Genomic DNA, 20,431 nt, shown 5'->3' on the forward strand with positions numbered 1-20,431 from the left:
TCCGGGCCCCGGCGCCCGGACGGTCCGTTCTCGAGAGAGCCCGCAGGAGGAGCCCGTGCCCGAGCACGACGAGCAGGAGAGGCCGGACACCGCAGCGATCGCGAAGCTGCAGGCGCTGGTGCGGATCCCGACCGTGTCGTACGCCGACCCCGAGAAGGTCGACGCGGCCACGTTCGACGCGTTCCTGGCCGAGCTGGCCCGGCAGTTCCCGCTGGTGCACGAGCGGCTCGAGCTGACCCGGATCCACACCCACGCGCTGCTCTTCCGCTGGGCGGGCGCATCGGCCGAGCGGCCCATCGTGCTGATGGCGCACCTCGACGTGGTGCCGGTCGTCGAGAGCGACCCGTGGACGCATCCGCCGTTCGCCGGCGTGATCGAGGACGGGATCCTCTGGGGCCGCGGCACGCTCGACGACAAGGGCAGCGTGGTCGCGATCTGTGAGGCGGTCGAGCGGCTGCTCGCGCGCGACGTCACGCCGGCGCAGGACGTGTGGCTGTCGTTCGGGTGCGACGAGGAGGTCTTCGGCGTCGCGGCACCGATGGCCGTCGACGAGCTCGCGGGCCGGGGCGTCGCGCCGTGGTTCGTGCTCGACGAGGGCGGGGCGGTCGCGGCCGGGGCGTTCCCCGGGATCAAGGCGCCGCTGGCGGTGATCGGGGTGACCGAGAAGGGCACCACCTCCCTGGAGCTGCGCGTCGAGGGCCGCGGCGGGCACGCCTCCACGCCGGCCCGGATGGGGCCGACCTCGCGGCTGGCCCGGGCGATCATGCGCCTGGAGAAGGCGCCGTTCTCCTCCTCCCTGCCGGCCCCCACGCTCGAGCTGCTGCGCCGGCTGGCCCCGCACGCCCCGCTGCCGCTGCGCCCGCTGCTGGCCAACGCCGAGCGGCTGCGCCCGGCCCTGGTCCGCGCGCTCGTCGCCGCCGGCCCCGAGTCGGCCGCGATGACCCGGACCACGCTGGCGGTCACCACGCTGTCCGGCTCCCCCGCGATCAACGTCATCGCCGCCACCGCCAAGGCCGGCGTCAACCTGCGGATCATGGTCGGCGAGTCCGTCGCCTCGGCCGTGGAGCACGTGCGCCGTGCGGTCAACGACGACCGGGTCGAGATCGACGTGCTGGAGTCGGGCGAGCCGAGCCCGCTCTCGCCGTACGACGACGAGGCGTTCGCGCTGCTCGAGTCGACGATCGGCGAGGTCTTCCCCGACGCCGTGCCCACGCCCTACGTGATGATGGCGGCCACCGACTCGCGCCACTTCGTCCGGATCAGCGAGCGGGTCTACCGCTATGCGCCGTTCCGGATGTCGAAGGCGCAGCGCGAGTCGATCCACTCCTACGACGAGCACATCGGCGTCGACGCGTTCGTCGACGGCGTGCGCTGGTACCAGCGACTGATCGAGAGGCTTCCCGCATGAGTGGTGTCGGCCAGGTCCCCCTAGGCAAGGGAGCCCCCGCTGGTAGCGGTCCCGGCTCCACCGCCGTCCCCGGACTCGCGGCGATCGTCGGGCTGCTGGTCTGCGTGGAGATCGCCAGCGGGGTGCTCCAGGGCTACTACACGCCGATCTTCTCCGACATCGCCGACCACCTCTCGATCGCGGACGCCGACGTCAACTGGTTCGAGGCGGCGCAGCTGATCGTGTCCGCGCTCGTCGTACCCCTGCTCGCCCGGATGGGCGACCTGATCGGGCACAAGAAGGTGCTGCTGATCTCGACGGCCGTCACCGCGCTCGGCTCGTGGGTGATCGCGTTCGCGCCGTCGTTCACGACCTTCCTCATCGGCTGGGCGCTGCAGGGCGCGTACGTCGTGTGGCTGCCGCTGGAGGTCGCGATCATCTATCGCCGCACCGCCGGGACCGGCCACCAGGCGCGGCTGACCCGGCGCTCCGCGGCCATCCTGGTCTTCGCGCTCGAGGCGTCGGTGATCGTGGGCGCGCTGACGTCGGGGGCGCTGGTCGAGGCCACCTCGATGACCGTGCTGCTGGCCCTGCCCGCGGTCGTCGTGACGCTGTGCCTGTTCGTCATCTGGATCGGCATCGAGGACGCCCCGGGCACCGCCACCGGCGGCATCGACCTGCCGGGGCTCGGCCTGATCACGCTGGTGCTCGGCCTGGTGATGGGCGGGCTGGTGCTGGTGCGCCTCGAGGGCGTCGCCAGCCTCGCGCCGTGGCTGCTGATCGCGCTCGGCCTCGCGGTGATGGTGCCGTTCGTTCGCTACTCGCTGTCGGTCGCCGACCCGCTCGTCGACATCCGGGTCTTCGCCGCGCCGGGGCAGTGGCCGGTGCAGCTGACGGCGTTCCTGTTCGGCATGTCGGTGCTCGGGGCGCAGATCCCGCTGTCGACCTTCGCCCGGACCGACCCGGCGGAGGTCGGCTACGGGCTCGGGGCGGACGCGGGCTTCGTGTCCACGCTGATCGGGGTCTACGTCCTGTCGCTCGCGATCGGCGCGCTCACGCTGCCGCTCACCACCCGGCTCTTCGGCGCCCGCAACGCCCTCGTCGTCGCGTCGCTGCTGGTGGCGCTCGGCTATGCGCTGTGGCTGCCCTTCCACGACACCAGCGCCCAGGCGCTGCTCAACATGGCGGTCGCCGGCTTCGGCTCAGGTGCCCTGGTGGCCGCACTGCCGGCCGCCGCGGCCGCCGCCGCGCCCGCCGACCGGACCGGCTTCGTCACCGGCATGACCAACGCGACCAAGACCGTCGGCGGCGCCATCGCCTCCTCGATCTTCGCGATCGCGCTGGCCGCCACCGGCTCACTGGAAGGGCCCGAGGCGGGCCACGCCCCCCTGAGCGGCTACCTCACCGTGTGGTCGGTGTGCGCCGGCGCCGCCCTGCTAGCGGCGGCCTCGCTGCTCGTCGTACCCCGCGGCGCGTTCTCCGACGCCGCGGAGGAGCCGGTCGCGCCCCTCTGACGCCGCGGCCCCACCGCCGCCCCCACCGCATGTAACGCGGGGTTATGTCGTCCACCACAGCGCTACAACGCTGTGGTAGTTCGGATAACCCCGCGTTACATGGGGGTGGGACGAGCGGACGCGGGCGGCCGGTGGAACGTGGTCGGTACCGTGGACGCCCTGATGGAGGGGCACCCCGACGAGCGCGACGACCGGCCCGCCGACGAGGCGACCGGCCCGCATGAGCATGCGCGCCCTTCCTCGACGGAGCGGGCTCGCGACCAGCGGACCGGCGGCGACGCGGCCGCAGCCCGGATCCAGCACCAGTCGCGCTGGGTGGAGCTGCAGATCCAGCAGGCGATGGAGCGCGGCGACTTCGACGACCTGCCCGGCTACGGCAAGCCGATCAAGGGACTGGGCGCCCAGCACGACCCCGACTGGTGGCTCAAGCGCCTGGTCGAGCGCGAGCAGATCAGCGTGCTGCCGCCCGCGCTGCAGATCCGCAAGGACGACGCCGAGCTCGACGCCCGCCTCGACCGGATCACCACCGCGGCCGAGGTACGCCGCGAGGTCGAGGACTTCAACGCCCGCGTCCGCTCGGCGCGCATCCAGCCCCTGGGCGGGCCGCCGATGATCACCAAGGAGCGCGAGGTCGAGGCCGAGGTCGACGCCTGGGCGACGCGCCGCGAGGCTCGTCGTACGGCGCAGCGCGAGGCCCTGGCCCGTGCCGAGCAGGAGACACGCGACGAGCGCGCCGCACGCCGCCGTCGGCCGACGTGGCGCCGCCGCACCGACTGACCCCGCGGTGACGAGGTCCGCGGCGCCGAGCTGCGCCGTACCCCCGCCGATTGGGCAGAAACGACATGCCCCAGCCCGAAATCGATGCCGTTGGGGACCAAACGGCAGGCCCGCCGGCGTCCCACCACCCCGCCGAGACCTGCGTCATACCCGCAGGTAACCCCACGCTGCTAGCGTCCGGACCCATGCGTAGCGCCAAGGACTTCTTCGCCCCTCTCGCCGTCGGAGCCCCGGCCCCGGTCCGCGAGATTCCCGCCCGCCCGTCGAGGGCCATCCACTTCTTCGACCCGAGCAACGCCAAGATGGCGGCCAAGATCCCGGCCATGGTCGGGACCGTCGACGTGCTGCTCGGCAACCTCGAGGACGCCATCAAGGCCGACAACAAGGTCGCCGCCCGCGAGGGCCTGGTGAAGATCGCCCAGGAGACGGATTTCGGGCCCACCCAGCTGTGGACCCGGATCAACGCCCTCGACTCCCCCTGGGTCCTCGACGACCTGACCACGCTCGTGCCCGCCATCGGCGAGAAGCTCGACGTGATCATGGTCCCGAAGGTGCAGGGCGCCGAGGACATCCACTACATCGACCGGATCCTCGCCCAGCTCGAAGCCAAGGCCGGCATCACCAAGCCGATCCTGGTCCACGCGATCCTCGAGACCGCGCGCGGTGTGGCCAACATCGAGGAGATCTGCGGCGCCTCGCCGCGCATGCAGGGCCTCTCCCTCGGCCCGGCCGACCTCGCCGCCGACCGCCGGATGAAGACCACCCGTGTGGGCGGCGGCCACCCCGGCTACCTCGTCCGTCAGGACCCGCCCCGCGGCGCCGACGGCACCGCCCAGATCGACGCCGAGCGCACGACATACCAGCAGGACCTGTGGCACTACACGATCGCCCGGATGGTCGACGCCTGCGCGATGCACGGCATCTACCCCTACTACGGCCCGTTCGGCGACATCGCCGACGTGGTGGCGTGCGAGGACCAGTTCCGCAACGCGTTCCTGCTCGGCTGCGTCGGCACCTGGTCGCTGCACCCCAAGCAGATCGCGATCGCCAACCGCGTCTTCAGCCCCAGCGTCGAGGACATCCAGCACGCCCGCCGCGTGGTCGCCGCGATGGGCGACGGCACCGGCGCGGTGATGATCGACGGCAAGATGGAGGACGACGCCTCCCTCAAGCAGTGCCTGGTGATGGTCAGGCTGGCCGAGGAGCTGGCCGCGATCGACCCCGAGCTGAAGAAGCAGTACGACGCGATCGAGCAGGAGGCCTGAGCCATGACCGACACGACCTTCCGCCCCCGCCGCTCCGTGCTCTACATGCCCTCGTCCAACGAGCGCGCCCTGGAGAAGGCAAAGACGCTCCCCGTCGATGCGCTGATCCTCGACCTCGAGGACGCCGTCGCGCCCGACGCCAAGCCCGCCGCGCGCGAGGCGGCCTGCGCGGCCGTCCGCTCCGGTGAGTACGGCCGGCGCGAGCTCACCATCCGGATCAACGGCATGGACACCGAGTGGCACGCCGACGACATCGCCGCCGCGTCCGCCGCCGGTCCCGACGCGATCGTCGTCCCCAAGGTCAACTCCGCCGACGAGGTCCGCACGCTCGTCGCCTCGATGGAGGCGGCCGGGGCGCCCGAGCACACGAAGCTCTGGGCGATGGTCGAGACGCCCGTCGCGATGCTGCACGCCGAGGAGATCGCCGGTGCCTCCGACCGGCTCACCGTGCTGGTGATGGGCACCAACGACCTCGCCAAGGAGCTGTACGCCGAGCACGTCCCCGGCCGCCACCCGCTCCTCACCGGCCTCTCGCTGGCGCTGCTCGCGGCGCGGGCGACCGGCAAGGCGATCGTCGACGGCGTCTACAACGACGTGAAGAACACCGAGGGCTTCCTGGCCGAGTGCCAGCAGGGCCGCGAGATGGGCTTCGACGGCAAGACCCTGATCCACCCGGGTCAGGTCGCCGGCGCCAACGAGGCCTTCGCGCCCTCGGAGAAGGCCGTCGAGGACGCCCGCGGGATCCTGCAGGCCTGGGAGGACGGCAAGGGCTCCGGCGTCGTCACCTACAACGGCAAGATGGTGGAGAACCTGCACGTCGAGTCCGCCCAGCGCACGCTGTCGATCCACGAGGCGATCACCGCCCTGGAGTCTGACAACGGCTGAGTCCGACAGCGGCTGAGTCCACCGCCGAGTCCTCCCTCCGGCCCGTCACCCTCCCCGGGTGGCGGGCCGGTGGCGTTCCCCCGACTCGCCCGCCGGCTCGCCCGCCGCCCCACCCGCCGGCTCCACGACCAGCCCCCGCAGGAACCGCACCACCTTGTCGGCCGGCATCTCGCACGGCCGGAAGAGCTCACGCCCCTCCACGCGGTAGAGGTTCGCGCTCACGAAGTCCGTGCCGCCCAGCTCCTCGGCGTACACCTTCAGGCTGCGCCCACCCAGATGGATCGTCGTGGTGACGCCCCACCGGCGTCCGTCGTACTCCCCGGTGCAGTAGCCCTCGGGGAGCCGTTCGAGCAGCTCGGCGACGTCGTCCATGGCTCGATCGTGGCCCAGGCCGGGGGCGCCCGACCAGCCCGGGGGGCGTCCGCTATGCGGCGGTTCTCGTGCCCGATTCGCAATTAATCAGGGCGGTAAGGGTTTGTCCCTCGAGGGACAGGGGCACAGGAGGTGTCCCCGAGGGCGCTTCCCCCCGGGCCCTGCCTCCCGGCAGGGTCATGGAGCGCTCCGCACGAAAGGAACGTGGTCACCGTGGTCGTACTCGGCCTGATCCTGCTCATCATCGGCCTCGTCGCCAGCATCAGCATCCTCACGACGATCGGCGCGATCCTCCTGGTCGTCGGCCTGATCCTCAACTTCGTCCCGATCGGTGGCTCCAGCCGCCGGGTCTTCTGATCCCGCCAGGTCGCCGAACCGTTCAGGACAGCGACCTGGCCCAGCACAGACAAGACCAGCACGACCCGCAGCATCTCGGCGGCCCGGCTCACGCAGCCGGGCCGCCGCGGCACGTCCGGCGCGACTCACTCCAGGTCACCCACCGCCTCTCGCGCAGCGGCGAGCACGGCACCGGACCCGACCAGTCCGACGCAGGCCTCGATCTCGGGCGAGAGCCACCGGTCGGGACCGGGGCCGGCCACGCCGCCAGCCCGCAGCAGACCCACCACTGCCTCGGTCCCCGCCGCCGGCTCCAGCGGCCGCCGCAGGTCCAGCGCCCGCGCCGCGGTCATCACCTCGACGGCCACCACCCGGGTCAGCCCGTCCACGGAACGGCGCAGCTTGCGAGCCGCGGACCAGCCCATCGAGACGTGGTCCTCCTGCATCGCACTCGAGGGGATCGAGTCGACCGACGCCGGGGCCGCGAGCCGCTTGAGCTCCGAGACGATCGCGGCCTGCGTGTACTGCGCGATCATCAGCCCGCTGTCCACCCCCGGGTCGTCGGCCAGGAACGGCGGCAGCCCGTGGTTGCGGGCCTTGTCGAGGAACCGGTCGGTACGACGCTCGCTGATCGACGCGACGTCCGCGGCCACGATCGCCAGGAAGTCCAGCGCATGCGCGATAGGCGCCCCGTGGAAGTTGCCGTTGGACTCCACCCGCTCGTCCACGACGACGGGGTTGTCGATCGCGCTGGCGAGCTCGCGCCCGGCCACGCTCGCGGCGTACTCCACCGCGTCGCGCGCAGCCCCGTGCACCTGCGGCGAGCAGCGCAGCGAGTAGGCGTCCTGCACCCGGTGGCAGTCGGGTCCGCGGTGTGACGCGACGACGCCGGAGCCGGCCAGCAGCCGGGTCAGGTTGGCCGCCGACGCGGCCTGGCCGGGGTGCGGACGCAGCGCCTGCAGCTCGGCGGCGAAGACCCGGTCGGTGCCCAGCTGGGCCTCCACGGACATCGCCGCGGCGACGTCTGCTGTGCGAAGCAGCATCCTCAGGTCGTGCAGGGCCAGCACCAGCATGCCGAGCATCCCGTCGGTGCCGTTGACCAGCGCCAGCCCCTCCTTGGCCACCAGCTCCACCGGCGCCAGCCCCGCCTTCGCCAGCGCCTCCCCGGCCGGCATCAGGGTCCCCGCGGCGTCACGGACCTCGCCCTCCCCCATCAGCGCGAGCGCGCAGTGCGCCAGCGGCGCGAGGTCGCCGGAGCACCCCAGCGATCCGTGCTCGCGCACGACCGGCGTGACGCCGTGGCTCAGCAGCGCGGCGAGAAGCTGCGCGGTCTCGACGCGCACGCCGGTGTGCCCGGTGGCCAGCGTCGAGAGTCGCAGCAGCATCATCGCCCGGACGACCTCGCGCTCGACCTCCGGACCGGAGCCCGCGGCGTGCGAGCGGACGAGCGAGCGCTGCAGCTGGGCGCGGCTCTCCACCGGGATGTGACGGGTCGCGAGGGCACCGAACCCGGTCGAGACGCCGTACGCGGGGGTGGGCGCGGCCGCCAGCCGGTCCACGACCGCGCGGACGTCCGCGATCGCCCTGACCGCCTCGTCCGAGAGCACCACCCCGGCGCCGTGGCGGGCCACCGCCACCACGTCCTCAGGCCGGACCGGTCCCACCCCCACCTCGACACGGACGGGTACGACGGGTGCGGGCGGCGTGGAGGCAGGTGTGGTCACCGAGCCATCCAACTGCGCCTGGACCGTCCGGGCCAGCCTCGGGACCAGAGCCTCTGGTGGCCGCTGAGTCCGAGGAGCACGCTTGAGGGTGGAGGAGTCCGCAAGGGACCCACCGGAGACGAGAGGAGAGCAAGGCCATGAGCACCGTGGCAACGCGTGCCGGCAGTCGGTTCGCCGACATGCTCGATTGGCTGGAGAGCGGCAGCAGCCTGGCCGTCCCGTTCGGCGTGAAGGACGCGGGGTTCGTCCGCGTGGAGGATTTCCGCGACGGCGACACCTACGTCGTCCGCGCCGAGCTGCCGGGCGTCGACCCCGACAAGGACATCGACATCCATGTCGAGGGCGACCTGCTGACCATCCACGGCGAACGCCGCGAGGAGAAGCGGGAGAAGGGCCACAGCGAGTTCCACTACGGCTCGTTCTCACGCAGCATCACGATGCCGCACGGCACCGACCCCGAGGCGATCACCGCGACCTACACCGACGGCCTGCTCGAGGTGCGGATGCCAGTCGCGCCGGCGGAGACCAGCCCGACGAAGATCAGCGTCACCCGTCCCGAGAGCTGATCTCGCTCGTCCGATGAGGCCGCCCCGCCCCTGACGGCGCGCCACTCACAGGGTCGGTCCGCAAGACGGTGCCCGGCCCGGGTCGGGCACCGCGTTGACTGTCCTGGTGACAGACAGCGCGACCGCCCACCGAGTGGCGGCCAGGCAGGCGGCGGTGGCCGCCTCACCGGCCCGTCGCTGGCTGATGCTGCTGGCCAGCACCTTGGCGCAGGCTGCTGCGGCGGTGATGATCCACGGCCCGGCCTTCCTGATCCCCGTGCTCCACGACACCCGCGGCATGAGCCTGGCCCAGGCCGGGCTCGTCGCCGCCGCGCCGACGGTCGGCGTGATGCTGACGCTCGTCCTGTGGGGCCTGGTCACCGACCGCCGCGGCGAGCGCTTCGTGCTGCTCACCGGTCTGGTCGCGACGGCCGTCGCCGGCGTGTTCGCCACGCTCTCCGAGAGCACCTGGCTGCTCGGTGCCACCCTCCTCCTGGCGGGCGCCGCCGCCGCGAGCACCGGGTCGGCCAGCGGCCGCGTGGTGGTGGGCTGGTTCCCCCCGCACCGGCGCGGCCTCGCGATGGGCGTGCGGCAGATGGCGCAGCCCGTCGGTGTGGCGATCGGTGCGGTGAGCATCGCCGTGCTCGCCGAGCGGTACGGCGTGGGGACGGCGCTGTGGGTGCCCGTCGCCGCCGCCGCGCTCGCCGCGGTGATCGTGGCCGCCGTGGTCGTCGACCCCCCTCGACCCGACCGCAGCGCCGTCCAGGCACCCAACCCCTACCGCCAGGACTCCTACCTCGCCCGCATCCACGGCGTCTCGGTGCTGCTGGTGGTGCCGCAGTTCCTGGTGTGGACCTTCGCCCTCGTCTGGCTGGTGCAGGACCGTGGCTGGTCGGCGGCCGCCGCCGGCTCCCTCGTCGCCGCCAACCAGGTGCTCGGGGCCCTGGGGCGGATCGCAGCCGGCCAGCTCTCCGACATGGTGTCGAGCAGGCTGCGGCCGCTGCGCTGGGTCGCGATGGCCGCCGCCGCCTCGATGGCGCTGCTCGGTCTCACGGCCGGGCTGGAGTGGGGGCTGGCCGTCGCGCTGATGGTGCTGGCCACGGTCATCACGGTGGCCGACAACGGCCTGGCCTTCACCGCGGTCGCCGAGCGCTCGGGGCCGTTCTGGTCCGGCCGAGCCTTGGGCGTGCAGAACACCGCGCAGTACCTCACCGCCTCCGCCGTCCCCCCGATCGCCGGCCTGGCCGTCACCTACTGGGGCTATCCGGCGGCCTTCGCGCTCGGCGCGCTGTTCCCGCTCATCGCGATCCCGCTCGTCCCCGTCCGCGAGGAGCGTCCGCTCTCCTGATCGCCGAGGCGACCGCCCTCAGAGCGTGAGCGTCCCCGAGACCAGCGTCCGGCTCTCCCCGCCGACCCAGATCCGGCCGTCCTCGTCGCTGCTGACCACCACCCGCCCGTCACGACCCAGTGCGGTGCCCTGCCGCACGACGTACGACGGGGGCAGCAGGCCGGCGCGGATCAGCCAGACCGCGAATCCGGCGTTCAGGGAGCCGGTGACCGGGTCCTCCGGGACGCCGATGCCCGGCACGAACGCGCGCACCTCGTGGTCGGCCGGCCCGCCGGGGGCGTGGGCCCCGATCACGCCGACGTCGAGGTCGCCCATCGCGGCCATGTCCGGGCGCAGCGCGAGCACGTCGTCGGCCGAGGCGAGCACCAGGCCCAGCCAGCCCGGCCCGTTGTCCACCCAGGCCGAGGCGACCACCGTCGCCGGGTCCACGCCGAGCGCGCCGACCGCCTGCTCCAGCGTCACCGCGTCCAGCGGCCCCGAGCGCAGCAGCTCGGGTGCCGCGAAGGCCAGCCCGGCGTCACCGCGGCGCAGCTCGACCAGCCCGATCCCGCACTCCTGCACGACCTTGCCCGGCTCGTGCGGGACGCCACCGGCCTCCAGCCAGGCGTGCGCACTGCCCAGCGTCGGGTGGCCGGCGAACGGCAGCTCGCCGCCGGGCGTGAAGATGCGCAGCCGATAGTCGGCGTCCGCCACCGTCGGCGGCAGCAGGAAGGTCGTCTCGGAGAGGTTCGTCCAGCGCGCGAACGCCGCCATCTGCTCGTCGCTCAAGCCCTCGGCCGCGTGCACGACCGCCACCGGGTTGCCCGTCAGCGGGGCGGGAGCGAACACATCGACCTGGGAGAACTCGTACGTCGTCACCCGGGCAGGCTAGCGAGGTCCGCCGACACCGGCTCCCACCCGGACGACGACAGGCCGCGTGGGCACGCCCGTCATCCGGTCGCGACGCGGCACCAGCTCCACGGCGTACCGCCCGCGCGGGAGCAGCACGCGGTAGTGCGTCCGCACCAGCCAGCGCGAGCGGACCCGCAGCGGGCCGTCGAGGCGGCGCACCCGCACCTGGGCGCTGCTCAGCCCCGCACGCTCGGCATCGCTGGGCCACCTCACGACCAGGGATCGCCCGTCGATGCGCAGCCGGGGGCGCACCTGCGGCTCCCACTGCTCGCGGTGGTAGGCCAGGACCGGCTGGCGCAGCACCCCCAGCGCAGCCAAGGCGTCGCCGAAGTGCTGGGCCATCAGCGTCTCGCCGGTGGCGTTGGGATGGGTGCCGTCGTAGGTGTGCTGGGCCGGGTCCCAGGAGCGGTAGGGCGCGGTCCGCAGACGGGCGATCGCAACCCGGGGCTCGTCGGCCAGCCGCTCGGCGACCAGGGCGTTGCCCGTCAGCGTGGTGGCGTTGGCCGCAGCCGAACGGCTCCTCGAGTCGGACCCCGGGATCTCGCCCACCACGAACCGGACCTCGGGGTCGACCGCCCAGGTCCGCGCGAGGTAGTCCTCGGTCTGATCGGCGATGAGCGAAGGCGTGCCCTGGTTGGCACCGTTGAAGCCGAGCAGCATGACGACGACGTCCGGCTCGTGGGTCGCCACCAGTCGCTCCACGACGGCCAGGTGGAAGGGGAACTTGCTGCCCGCCTGGGCCGCGTGGCGCTTCTCGAAGCCGTGGTCGGAGTGCTCGTACCAGTCGGCCCCACCCGCCAGGTCGTCGTCGGGTCCGACGAACGTGACCGGCACGTCCTGGCGCTCGAACTCCCGCCACAGCCAGTAGCGATAGCTGGCCGAGCCGGTGTGGCCGTGCGTCAGCGAGTCGCCGACCAGCATCACGCGCAGCGGCTCCGCGTCCTGGCCGGCGCTGCGAGCCGGCGTCATCACCCCGGTCGCGGTGCCGCCGGCCACCACGGCGGCGAGCAGCAGCCCGACCAGCACGAGCGTGCGTCGGGGAGCGGGGAGAGCGGGCAGACGGCTCACGTCAGTGGAACACGTTCCTTCTCGGGCGGTGCGTCGTTGATGCCTCGAGAGAGTCGCCGAGGCAGCAGCACCGTATCCGCAGCAGGTCCTTCAGGACCGGTTCCGCCACACGAAAGAGGTCACCCATGACCGAGCCCCGCCCCCGCTACCGGATGCGTCTGCTGTGGTCGAGCGTCACGGCGGTCGCCGTCGTCGCGACAGCCCTGACGCTGCCGTCGTACGGCGAGGAGCGGGAGGGCTCGCTCGTGGACCGCTACGAGGCCGCCCAGGAGAAGGCCCAGGAGGTCGCCGCCGAGGAGAGGGAGGCGCGTCCCCACCGACACGGGGACGGGGAGGTCGACGCGCCCGACGACGGCCACGGGCACGACCACAACGACCCCGCGACCAAGAACTCCGTCTCCCGCGCCGGCGAGGCGACCAAGGAGACCGCCGACCCGACCACCGCCGACGAGGCCCGCCGCAACGCCGGTTCGGTGGCCGCCGGCCGACGCACCCCCGAGCCGCCGCTCACCACCGCCGCGCTGCGCGGCCCCCGCCGCGCGGTCCCGGAGAGCCGCTACGCGATGGCCGGCGGGTGCTACACGCTGCGCGCCCCCGACGGTCGCTACGTCGCCCGCTCCGATGACGGCCTCGCCGCCACCGCGGCCCGTCCCGCGGGCGCCGAGCGGTTCACCTTCCAGGCCGTCGACCTCGGGATCTACCTCCTCTACGGCACCCGGCGTGACTTCGTCTCCCAGCCCGCGCGATCCCTGCGCGGCTCCTCCGCCGCCGTGCTCGCCGCCACGCCGTCCCCCGCCACCGAGTGGACCGTGCAGGGACGCAACGGGCGCTTCACCTTCGCGGGCGACCGCGGCGGGCTCGCGCACGGCGCCGACGGGACCATCGCCCTCGGCACGGCGACGCCGTTCCGGCTCGCGAAGGCCTCCGGCTGCGCGGCGTACCCCGAGGTCCAGGTCAACGTGAAGGGCGCGCCCCACGCCGGCGCCTCGACCTTCCAGGAGGTGCGCGGCTACGTCGACGCGCACACCCACGGCATGGCCTACGAGTTCCTCGGCGGGCGGCTGCACTGCGGCAAGCCCTGGGACCGCTACGGCGCGGCCTACGCGCTCGTCGACTGCGCCGACCACAAGCTCACCAACGGCTACGGCACGCTCACCGAGACGATCCTGTCGGGCAAGCCGGCGCACGACCCGGTCGGCTGGCCGACGTTCAAGGACTGGCCGGCGCCGGAGTCGCTGACCCACGAGGGCACCTACTACAAGTGGATGGAGCGCTCCTGGCGCGGCGGGCTGCGCATCTTCGTCAACCTGCTGACCGAGAACGGCCAGCTGTGCAAGATCTACCCGCTCAAGAAGAACTCGTGCGACGACATGGACTCCGTGCGCCTGCAGGCCAAGCGGATGCACGAGTTCCAGCGCTACATCGACGCGCAGTACGGCGGTCCTGGCAAGGGCTGGTACCGCATCGTCTACACGCCGGCGCAGGCCCGCCGCGTCGCCAACCAGGGCAAGCTCGCCGTGGTGATGGGCATCGAGACCAGCGTGCCGTTCGGGTGCAGCTTCAAGAACATCCCGGTGGCCGGTGACGTGGCGCAGTGCGACGTCGCCTCCATCGACCGGCAGCTCGACGAGATGTGGCAGCTCGGTGTGCGGCAGATGGAGCTGGTCAACAAGTTCGACAACGCCCTCTCGGGGGTGGCCGGGGACGCCGGCGCCACCGGGGTCGCGGTCAACCTCGCCAACTTCCTGGAGACCGGGACCTTCTGGAACATGAAGCACTGCGAGCCCGCCGACGGCGAGACCGCCGACAAGCCCCAGCTGGCCCTGCCCGACATCAGCGCCGGGCAGCAGGACGCCCTCTTCGGCGCGATCGTCGACGTGTCGGGGGTGCTCAACCTCCCCGCGCTGCCGGTCTACGGCACCGCCGCGCACTGCAACCAGCGCGGCCTCACCGACCTCGGCAGCCACCTGATCGACAAGATGGCCGACAGGGGGATGCTCATCGACCCCGACCACATGAGCGTGAAGGCGCGCAAGTCGCTGCTCACCCAGCTCGAGAAGCGCAAGTACCCCGGCGTGCTGTCGAGCCACTCCTGGTCGACCCCGGACGCCTACCCGCGCATCTACAGGCTCGGCGGCTTCGTCGCGCCGTACGCCGGTGACGCGCAGGGTTTCTACGACAAGTGGAAGCGTCACCTCGGCTGGGCCGACAAGCGCTTCTACTTCGGCTTCGGCTTCGGCGCCGACATCAACGGTCTCGGCGCGCAGGGCAACCCGCGCGGCACGGACGTGAAGAACCCGGTGACCTACCCCTTCCGCGGCCTCGGCGGCATCACCGTCGACAAGCAGCGCTCGGGCAGCCGGGTCTACGACATCAACGCCGACGGCGTCGCGCACTACGGGCTCTACCCCGACTGGATCGAGGACCTGCGCCGGATCGGCGGCACCCGGGACGGTGCGGCGATCAGCGAGGACATGGCCCGCGGGGCCGAGGCCTACCTGCAGACGTGGGAGCGCGCCCAGGGCGCCCGCCCCGACTCGTGCCGCAACCCCGGCCTGCGGCGTACGACGCGCGCGTTCTCCCGCGCCGTACGCCCCGGCATGTCGACCGAGCGGGTCATCGCCAAGGTCGGCCAGCCCTACCTGCGGCTCGGGACGTCGTACACCTACTGTGTGCGCAAGCCGTCCGCCCGCACCGCCAAGGTGCGGGTGGTGTTCACGCAGGCCGGCAGGGTGAGGACGGTCACTCGACGGTAGGCCGCAAGTTACCTGCCGGTAGGATCTGCTTCACACAGCTCAGGCACTGACGTGCCGCCACAGGAGACATAGGCTCGGGCCCGCTCGCGCCGCCGGTGGCGCGAGCCTACGCACAGCCCGACGAGGAGCCGTAGCACATGCAGATCTTCGCCATCGTGGTCTCGCTGGCCATCGCAGCCGTGGGAATCGCCCTCCTGGTGAGGGCGGTCCGCGAGATCATCGGAGTGATCAAGGTCGGTCAGCCGACGAGTCGCACCGACAACCCGGTCGCCCGGACCGTGACCCTGGTCAAGGAGACGCTGGGGCACACCCGGATGCTCCAGTGGAAGATCGTGGGCATCGCCCACTGGTTCATCTTCGTGGGCTTCGGGCTGCTCTTCTTCACGCTGATCACGGCGTTCGGACAGCTCTTCGACGCGCACTTCGTGCTGCCGCTGATCGGGAGCTTCTTCCTGTTCGAGTGGGCCACGGAGCTGTTCTCCGTCGTGATGGTCGCCGCGATCATCGGCTTCATCATCTACCGCCTCACCCGGCCCAAGGACCGGGTGCGCGGCAAGAGCGGTCGGTTCTACGGCTCGACCATGTGGTGGGGCTACTTCGTCGAGAGCGTGATCCTCGGCGTCGGCCTGTGCATCCTGTTCCTGCGCGGCTTCGAGTACGCGCTGATCGACAACAGCTCGCACCCCGAGCACGCCTCCGCGTTCCACTTCCCGTTCTCGTTCTGGATGGGTGAGCTGTTCTCCGGTCTCTCCACCAGCACGCTCGAGAACCTCATCTACCTCGTCGCGATGCTCAAGATCGTCATCTCGTTCGCCTGGATGATCACGATCTCGCTCAACACCGACATGGGTGTCGCCTGGCACCGCTTCACGGTGTTCTTCAACATCTGGTTCAAGCGCGAGTCCGACGGCAGCACGGCGCTGGGCGCGATGAAGCCGCTCACCTCCGACGGCAAGGCCGTCACGCTCGACGACATCGAGGACCTCGACGAGGACTCGAAGCTCGGCGTCGGCGCGATCGAGGACTTCTCCTGGAAGGGCATCCTCGACTTCGCCACCTGCACCGAGTGCGGCCGCTGCCAGTCGCAGTGCCCCGCGTGGAACACCGACAAGCCGCTGTCGCCCAAGCTGCTGATCACCGCCCTGCGCAGCCACGCTTACGAGAAGGCGCCGTACCTCCAGGCCGCCGAGGGCGACCGCGCGGCGCTGCTCGAGGGCAACGACACGCTCACCAAGGAGGTCGAGCGTCCCCTGGTCGGCGAGACCGAGGGCTGGGCGTGGATGCCCGACGGCGGCGCGGTCATCGACAACGACGTCCTGTGGTCCTGCACCTCGTGCGGCGCCTGCGTCCAGCAGTGCCCCGTCGACATCGAGCACGTCGACCACATCATGGACATGCGGCGCTACCAGGTCCTGGTGGAGTCGAACTTCCCGGCCGAGCTCAACGGCCTCTTCAAGGGCCTCGAGAACAAGGGCAACCCCTGGAACATGTCGCCCAACGCGCGACTGGACTGGGCCAAGGACCTGCCCTTCGACGTCAAGGTCGTCGGTGACGACATCGAGGACCTCGAGTCCGTCGACTGGCTGTTCTGGGTCGGCTGCGCCGGCGCCTACGAGGACCGCGCCAAGAAGACCACCCGCGCGGTCGCCGAGCTGCTCGACATGGCCGGCGTCTCCTTCGGCGTGCTCGGCAACGGCGAGACCTGCACCGGCGACCCGGCTCGTCGCGCCGGCAACGAGTTCGTCTTCCAGGGCCTGGCCCAGCAGAACGTCGAGACGTTCAAGGAGTACAAGGTCAAGAAGGTCGTCTCGACCTGCGCCCACTGCTTCAACACGCTCAAGAACGAGTACAAGGACTTCGGCATCGAGCTCGAGGTCGTCCACCACACGCAGCTGCTCAACCGTCTCGTGCGCGAGGGCAAGCTGACGCCGGTCAAGACCGGGGAGGGCGCCGCCAAGCGCTCGATCACCTACCACGACCCGTGCTACATCGGTCGCCACAACGGCGTCTACACGCCGCCGCGCGAACTGCTCCAGGTGCTCCCGGGCGCCGAGTACGTCGAGATGGAGCGCAACTCCGAGAAGTCCTTCTGCTGCGGCGCTGGTGGCGCTCGCATGTGGATGGAGGAGAACATCGGCGAGCGGATCAACGTCAACCGCACCGTCGAGGCGGTCGGCACCGGTGCCGACCAGATCGCCGTCGGCTGCCCGTTCTGCCGGGTGATGCTCTCCGACGGGCTCACCGCCCAGCAGGCCAAGGGCGAGGCCCGCGAGGAGGTCGAGGTCCTCGACGTCGCGCAGATGCTGCTCGCGTCGGTGAAGGGCGAGGTCGCCACCAAGGCCAAGCCCGGCGCGGCGAAGGCTGCTCCGGCCGCCAAGAAGGCTGCCCAGAAGTCTGTCCAGCAGGGTGACGACGAGGCCACCAAGGCCGAGCCCGAGGCCGGCGACGCCACCCAGACCGAGAACACGGTCACCGCCACCGAGGACACCGGCCCGGCCGCCAAGGCCTCCGGCGGCTCGTCGCTCTTCGACACCCCGGCGAACGACGCGTCCGGCGACGACGCCCCGGAGAAGAAGCCGGTCAGCTCGGTCGAGAAGTCGGGCGGGTCGCTGTTCGACACCCCGGCTCCTGAGGCCGCGGCGCCTGCCGAGGCCAAGACCGAGGAGAAGGCCGCCCCGGCTGCCTCGGGCGGGTCGCTCTTCGACGTCGCTCCGGCTGAGGACAAGGCCGAGCCCAAGGCCGACGAGAAGACCGAGGCCAAGGCCCAGCCGCAGACCCAGCCCGAGACCCAGCCCGCGCCGAGCGCGGACCTGGGCTCCGGGGGGTCGCTCTTCGACCTCGCCGGCCCGGCCGCGGACGCACCGAAGGCGGAGGCACCCAAGGCCGAGGCTCCGAAGGCAGAGGCTCCCCAGGCCGAGGCTCCGGCGGCTTCCGAGCCTGCCAAGGAGATTCCGTCCGGTGGGTCGCTCTTCGATCTCGCTGCTCCGGAGCCCGCCGCTGCCGCCCCCCAGGCGGCGCCTGCCGCCGAGCCTGCGGAGACGAAGGCTCCCCCGACGGAGACCCCGCAGGCCGAGGCTCCCCAGGCAGAGGTTCCTGAGGCGAAGGCTCCGGCAACCCCGGCCGCCTCCACCACGGCTGCCTCCACCACGGCTGCCTCCACCCCGGCCCAGGAGATCCCCGAGGGCGGTTCGCTGTTCGACCTGGCCGCCCCCGAGCCGGTCGCTGCTCCGGCTCCCCAGGCTGCTGCCCCCGAGGCGGCTGCTCCCGAGGCGGCTGCCCCCGAGGCCGAGGCTCAGGACGTCGCGAAGACCGAGGCTCCGCAGGCCGAGGCCCCCCAGGCAGAGGCTCCGGCCCCCGCCGCCGCGGCTCCGCTCCAGGGGATCCCGGAGGGCGGGTCGCTCTTCGACATTGCCGCGCCCGAGCCGGTCGCAGCAGCCCCCGCCCCGGCGGCCGCCCAGCCCGAGGTGACCGAGGACGTCGCAGCACCGTCAGTCGACGAGTCGGCCCAGGAAGAGTCGGCCCAGGAAGAGTCGGCCCCGGAAGAGTCGGCCCAGCAGGAGTCGGCCCAGGCCGAGACTCCCGACGGCGCAGCGGTCAGCGAGGCGGCCACCCAGGCCGCCGAGTCCGCAGCCGGGACCGACACGAGCGAGGCCGAGCCGGCCGGCGACACGGAGGCCGCGGTCGAGACCGCTGCCGCCGAGGAGCCCCCGGCCACCGAGGAGCCCGCCCCCGCGGCAGGCGACGAGCAGGCTGGCAACGAGAAGGCGGTCGACGAGACGTCCGAGGAGCCGAAGCCCGCTGCCCCCAGCAGCGGCGCGGCCCACCAGCCGAAGACCGACGTGGACATCAACGAGACCGGTTCGCTCTTCGATCTCTGATCCGCACCGCACCACGCGACGGGCCGCCTCCCACCAGGGAGGCGGCCCGTCGCACGTCCCGACCCGTCACATACTTCGCGTGACCCGTCAGAAGCTATCCACAGGTCTGCGAACTTGTGACGGGTCACGGGGATCTTCTGACGGGTGACGTGCTGAGGTGGTGTTGACGTGACGTCATAATGGTGTCAATGTGATGCACATGGACATCACGCCGTACGTCGAGAGTCTCCGTCGCGACCTCGTCGCGGCAGCCGGGACCGGGAGCCAGGAGACGCGGGCGGCCGCGGAACGGCTCGCGCTCGCCCTCGACCCGGCGGCCCGGCTCGCTCTGATGGAGGCGATCTCGCAGGCCGCTGCGGAGATCACCACGGAGATGCCGGCCGGGAGCGTCGACGTACGCCTCACCGGACGCGAGCTCGACTTCGTCGTCCAGGCCGACTCGCCCACTGAACGGGCCGCACATCCGGCGCCCACGACCGCCGACGCTCGCGCGGACGCACCGGAGGACGAGGCCGTTGCACGGATCACCCTGCGCATCCCAGAGTCAGTGAAGACCCGCGCCGAGGAGCTGGCCGCCCGGTCAGGTCACTCCCTCAACACCTGGCTGGTCAACGTCGTGCGCAGCGCCACCCATGAGAGCGCTGTCAACGTCGAGATCGACCTGTCGAGCATCCCCTTCTTCGGCTCCGACCCGTTCAAGCAGGGCGGCCGTGGCCCCCGCCGGATGTCCGGCTGGGTCTGAGCACCTTCACCAGCGCCCCCCTTTCGCCTGGGAGACACCATGACCAAGCACCAGTTCGCCACGCCACAGCCCGTCGCGCTGCATGTCGAGCTCGACGCCGGGACGGTCCACGTCACCGCTACCGAGGCTGCCGCGACCGACACCCGGAGCATCGTCACGGTGGCCGGCCGCGACGCCTACAGCGTCGTCGTGACCCTGGTCGAGGACCGCCTCGAGGTCCTCGCCCCCCGCTCCCGGGTCGGGTTCCTCGGTCGCGACGTCAAGTTCGACATCCGCATCTCCGTGCCCGCCGGCAGTCGCCTCACGACACGGACCGGGAGTGCCGACCTGGCGTCAGTGGGCGAGCTCGGCACGGCCCACCTGCGCGCCGGCTCGGGCACCATCCGGTGCGAGGTCCTCACCGACGCCGCGCTCATCGAGACCGGCTCGGGAAGCGTCGCGCTTGACGAAGTGCACGGCGAGCTGCGCGTCAAGAGCGGCTCGGGCGACGTCCAGGTGCGGTACGCCGCGGCACCCGTGGCCGTCTCGACCGGATCCGGGGACGTCCACATCGAGACCAGCACCGGGCCGACCGCGGTGAAGACGGGGTCAGGCAGCCTCCGCGTCGACGACGCGGGCACCGACGTCGCCCTGCGCACCGGGAGTGGCGACCTCGACGTCCGCACCCTGCGCGGTGGCCGGCTCACCGCCAAGGCCGCCTCCGGCGACGTCCGCGTGGGTGTGCCTGCCGGCCTGCCCGTGTGGACCGACATCTCGACCGTCAGCGGCGCCATCCGCTCCGACCTGGTCGGTGGTGGTGCGCCGGCAGTCGGCGCCGACCACGTGGAGCTGCGTGCGACCACGGTCAGTGGCAACGTCGTGCTCACCCAGGTCCCCCTCCCGCCGGCCGGCTGACCGTCCACTGACCGTCACCGCAGGCCGCCTGCGTCGTTGAGCCGACGAC

The 20,431-nt window shown here is 72.1% G+C and carries 16 protein-coding genes; 12 read left to right on the top strand and 4 right to left on the bottom strand.

Annotated features, from left to right (window positions below; all coding sequences use genetic code 11):
- Positions 1-55: 55 nt before the first annotated feature.
- From ACYU7L_RS03235 to ACYU7L_RS03255, 5 genes are all read left to right on the top strand, one after another.
- Positions 56-1,408 (top strand): M20/M25/M40 family metallo-hydrolase, encoded by a 1,353-nt coding sequence (locus ACYU7L_RS03235; protein ID WP_460793768.1) that lies wholly within the window; start codon positions 56-58, stop codon positions 1,406-1,408.
- Positions 1,405-2,901 carry an MFS transporter gene (locus tag ACYU7L_RS03240; protein WP_460793769.1) on the top strand — a complete coding sequence of 499 codons (1,497 nt, stop codon included), beginning with the start codon at positions 1,405-1,407 and terminating at the stop codon, positions 2,899-2,901. Before ACYU7L_RS03235 ends, ACYU7L_RS03240 begins: the two co-directional genes overlap by 4 nt.
- A 162-nt stretch (positions 2,902-3,063) precedes the next feature.
- Positions 3,064-3,678 (top strand): DnaJ family domain-containing protein, encoded by a 615-nt coding sequence (locus ACYU7L_RS03245; RefSeq protein ID WP_460793770.1) that lies wholly within the window; start codon positions 3,064-3,066, stop codon positions 3,676-3,678.
- 185 nt (positions 3,679-3,863) lie between these two features.
- Entirely contained in the window at positions 3,864-4,943 is a 1,080-nt protein-coding gene (locus tag ACYU7L_RS03250; protein ID WP_460793772.1) for an HpcH/HpaI aldolase/citrate lyase family protein, read from the top strand.
- 3 nt (positions 4,944-4,946) lie between these two features.
- Entirely contained in the window at positions 4,947-5,828 is an 882-nt protein-coding gene (locus ACYU7L_RS03255) for an HpcH/HpaI aldolase/citrate lyase family protein (RefSeq protein ID WP_460793773.1), read from the top strand.
- A gap of 45 nt (positions 5,829-5,873) precedes the next feature.
- Here the strand turns inward: ACYU7L_RS03255 and ACYU7L_RS03260 are convergent, their stop codons facing one another.
- Positions 5,874-6,200 (bottom strand): hypothetical protein, encoded by a 327-nt coding sequence (locus tag ACYU7L_RS03260; protein ID WP_460793774.1) that lies wholly within the window; start codon positions 6,198-6,200, stop codon positions 5,874-5,876.
- A 204-nt stretch (positions 6,201-6,404) separates the two neighbouring features.
- Here ACYU7L_RS03260 and ACYU7L_RS03265 point away from each other — a divergent pair, with 204 nt between their 5' ends.
- The gene (locus ACYU7L_RS03265) at positions 6,405-6,557 is read left to right on the top strand and encodes a hypothetical protein (protein ID WP_460793775.1); all 153 of its coding nucleotides are present in this window, start codon (positions 6,405-6,407) and stop codon (positions 6,555-6,557) included.
- 125 nt (positions 6,558-6,682) lie between these two features.
- Here ACYU7L_RS03265 and hutH read toward each other — a convergent pair whose 3' ends face one another.
- Positions 6,683-8,260: a histidine ammonia-lyase gene (hutH, locus tag ACYU7L_RS03270; protein ID WP_460793776.1), complete on the bottom strand. Its 1,578-nt coding sequence runs from the start codon at positions 8,258-8,260 to the stop codon at positions 6,683-6,685.
- A gap of 137 nt (positions 8,261-8,397) precedes the next feature.
- On the opposite strand from hutH, the gene ACYU7L_RS03275 reads away from it, so the two are divergent.
- Both ACYU7L_RS03275 and ACYU7L_RS03280 read left to right on the top strand, forming a co-directional pair.
- Positions 8,398-8,826, top strand: coding sequence for an Hsp20/alpha crystallin family protein (locus ACYU7L_RS03275; RefSeq protein WP_460793777.1), 429 nt, complete (start codon positions 8,398-8,400; stop codon positions 8,824-8,826).
- Between the two features lie 106 nt (positions 8,827-8,932).
- Positions 8,933-10,153 (top strand): MFS transporter, encoded by a 1,221-nt coding sequence (locus ACYU7L_RS03280; RefSeq protein ID WP_460793778.1) that lies wholly within the window; start codon positions 8,933-8,935, stop codon positions 10,151-10,153.
- Positions 10,154-10,171: 18 nt separating this feature from the next.
- Here the strand turns inward: ACYU7L_RS03280 and ACYU7L_RS03285 are convergent, their stop codons facing one another.
- Both ACYU7L_RS03285 and ACYU7L_RS03290 read right to left on the bottom strand, forming a co-directional pair.
- Complete coding sequence (locus ACYU7L_RS03285; protein WP_460793781.1) at positions 10,172-11,011, bottom strand: PhzF family phenazine biosynthesis protein; 840 nt, start codon at positions 11,009-11,011, stop codon at positions 10,172-10,174.
- A gap of 9 nt (positions 11,012-11,020) precedes the next feature.
- On the bottom strand, positions 11,021-12,112 hold the full coding sequence (locus ACYU7L_RS03290; RefSeq protein WP_460793782.1) for a GDSL-type esterase/lipase family protein: 1,092 nt from the start codon (positions 12,110-12,112) through the stop codon (positions 11,021-11,023).
- A 125-nt stretch (positions 12,113-12,237) separates the two neighbouring features.
- Here ACYU7L_RS03290 and ACYU7L_RS03295 point away from each other — a divergent pair, with 125 nt between their 5' ends.
- The 4 genes from ACYU7L_RS03295 to ACYU7L_RS03310 all read left to right on the top strand — a co-directional run bounded on the left by ACYU7L_RS03295 (position 12,238) and on the right by ACYU7L_RS03310 (position 20,382).
- The gene (locus ACYU7L_RS03295) at positions 12,238-14,868 is read left to right on the top strand and encodes a hypothetical protein (RefSeq protein WP_460793783.1); all 2,631 of its coding nucleotides are present in this window, start codon (positions 12,238-12,240) and stop codon (positions 14,866-14,868) included.
- Positions 14,869-15,005: 137 nt separating this feature from the next.
- Positions 15,006-18,746: a heterodisulfide reductase-related iron-sulfur binding cluster gene (locus ACYU7L_RS03300; RefSeq protein ID WP_460793784.1), complete on the top strand. Its 3,741-nt coding sequence runs from the start codon at positions 15,006-15,008 to the stop codon at positions 18,744-18,746.
- Between the two features lie 199 nt (positions 18,747-18,945).
- Complete coding sequence (locus tag ACYU7L_RS03305; protein WP_460793785.1) at positions 18,946-19,488, top strand: toxin-antitoxin system HicB family antitoxin; 543 nt, start codon at positions 18,946-18,948, stop codon at positions 19,486-19,488.
- Between the two features lie 39 nt (positions 19,489-19,527).
- Positions 19,528-20,382 (top strand): DUF4097 family beta strand repeat-containing protein, encoded by an 855-nt coding sequence (locus ACYU7L_RS03310; RefSeq protein ID WP_460793786.1) that lies wholly within the window; start codon positions 19,528-19,530, stop codon positions 20,380-20,382.
- Positions 20,383-20,431 lie beyond the last annotated feature (49 nt).

The organism is Nocardioides pacificus, from assembly GCF_054775955.1.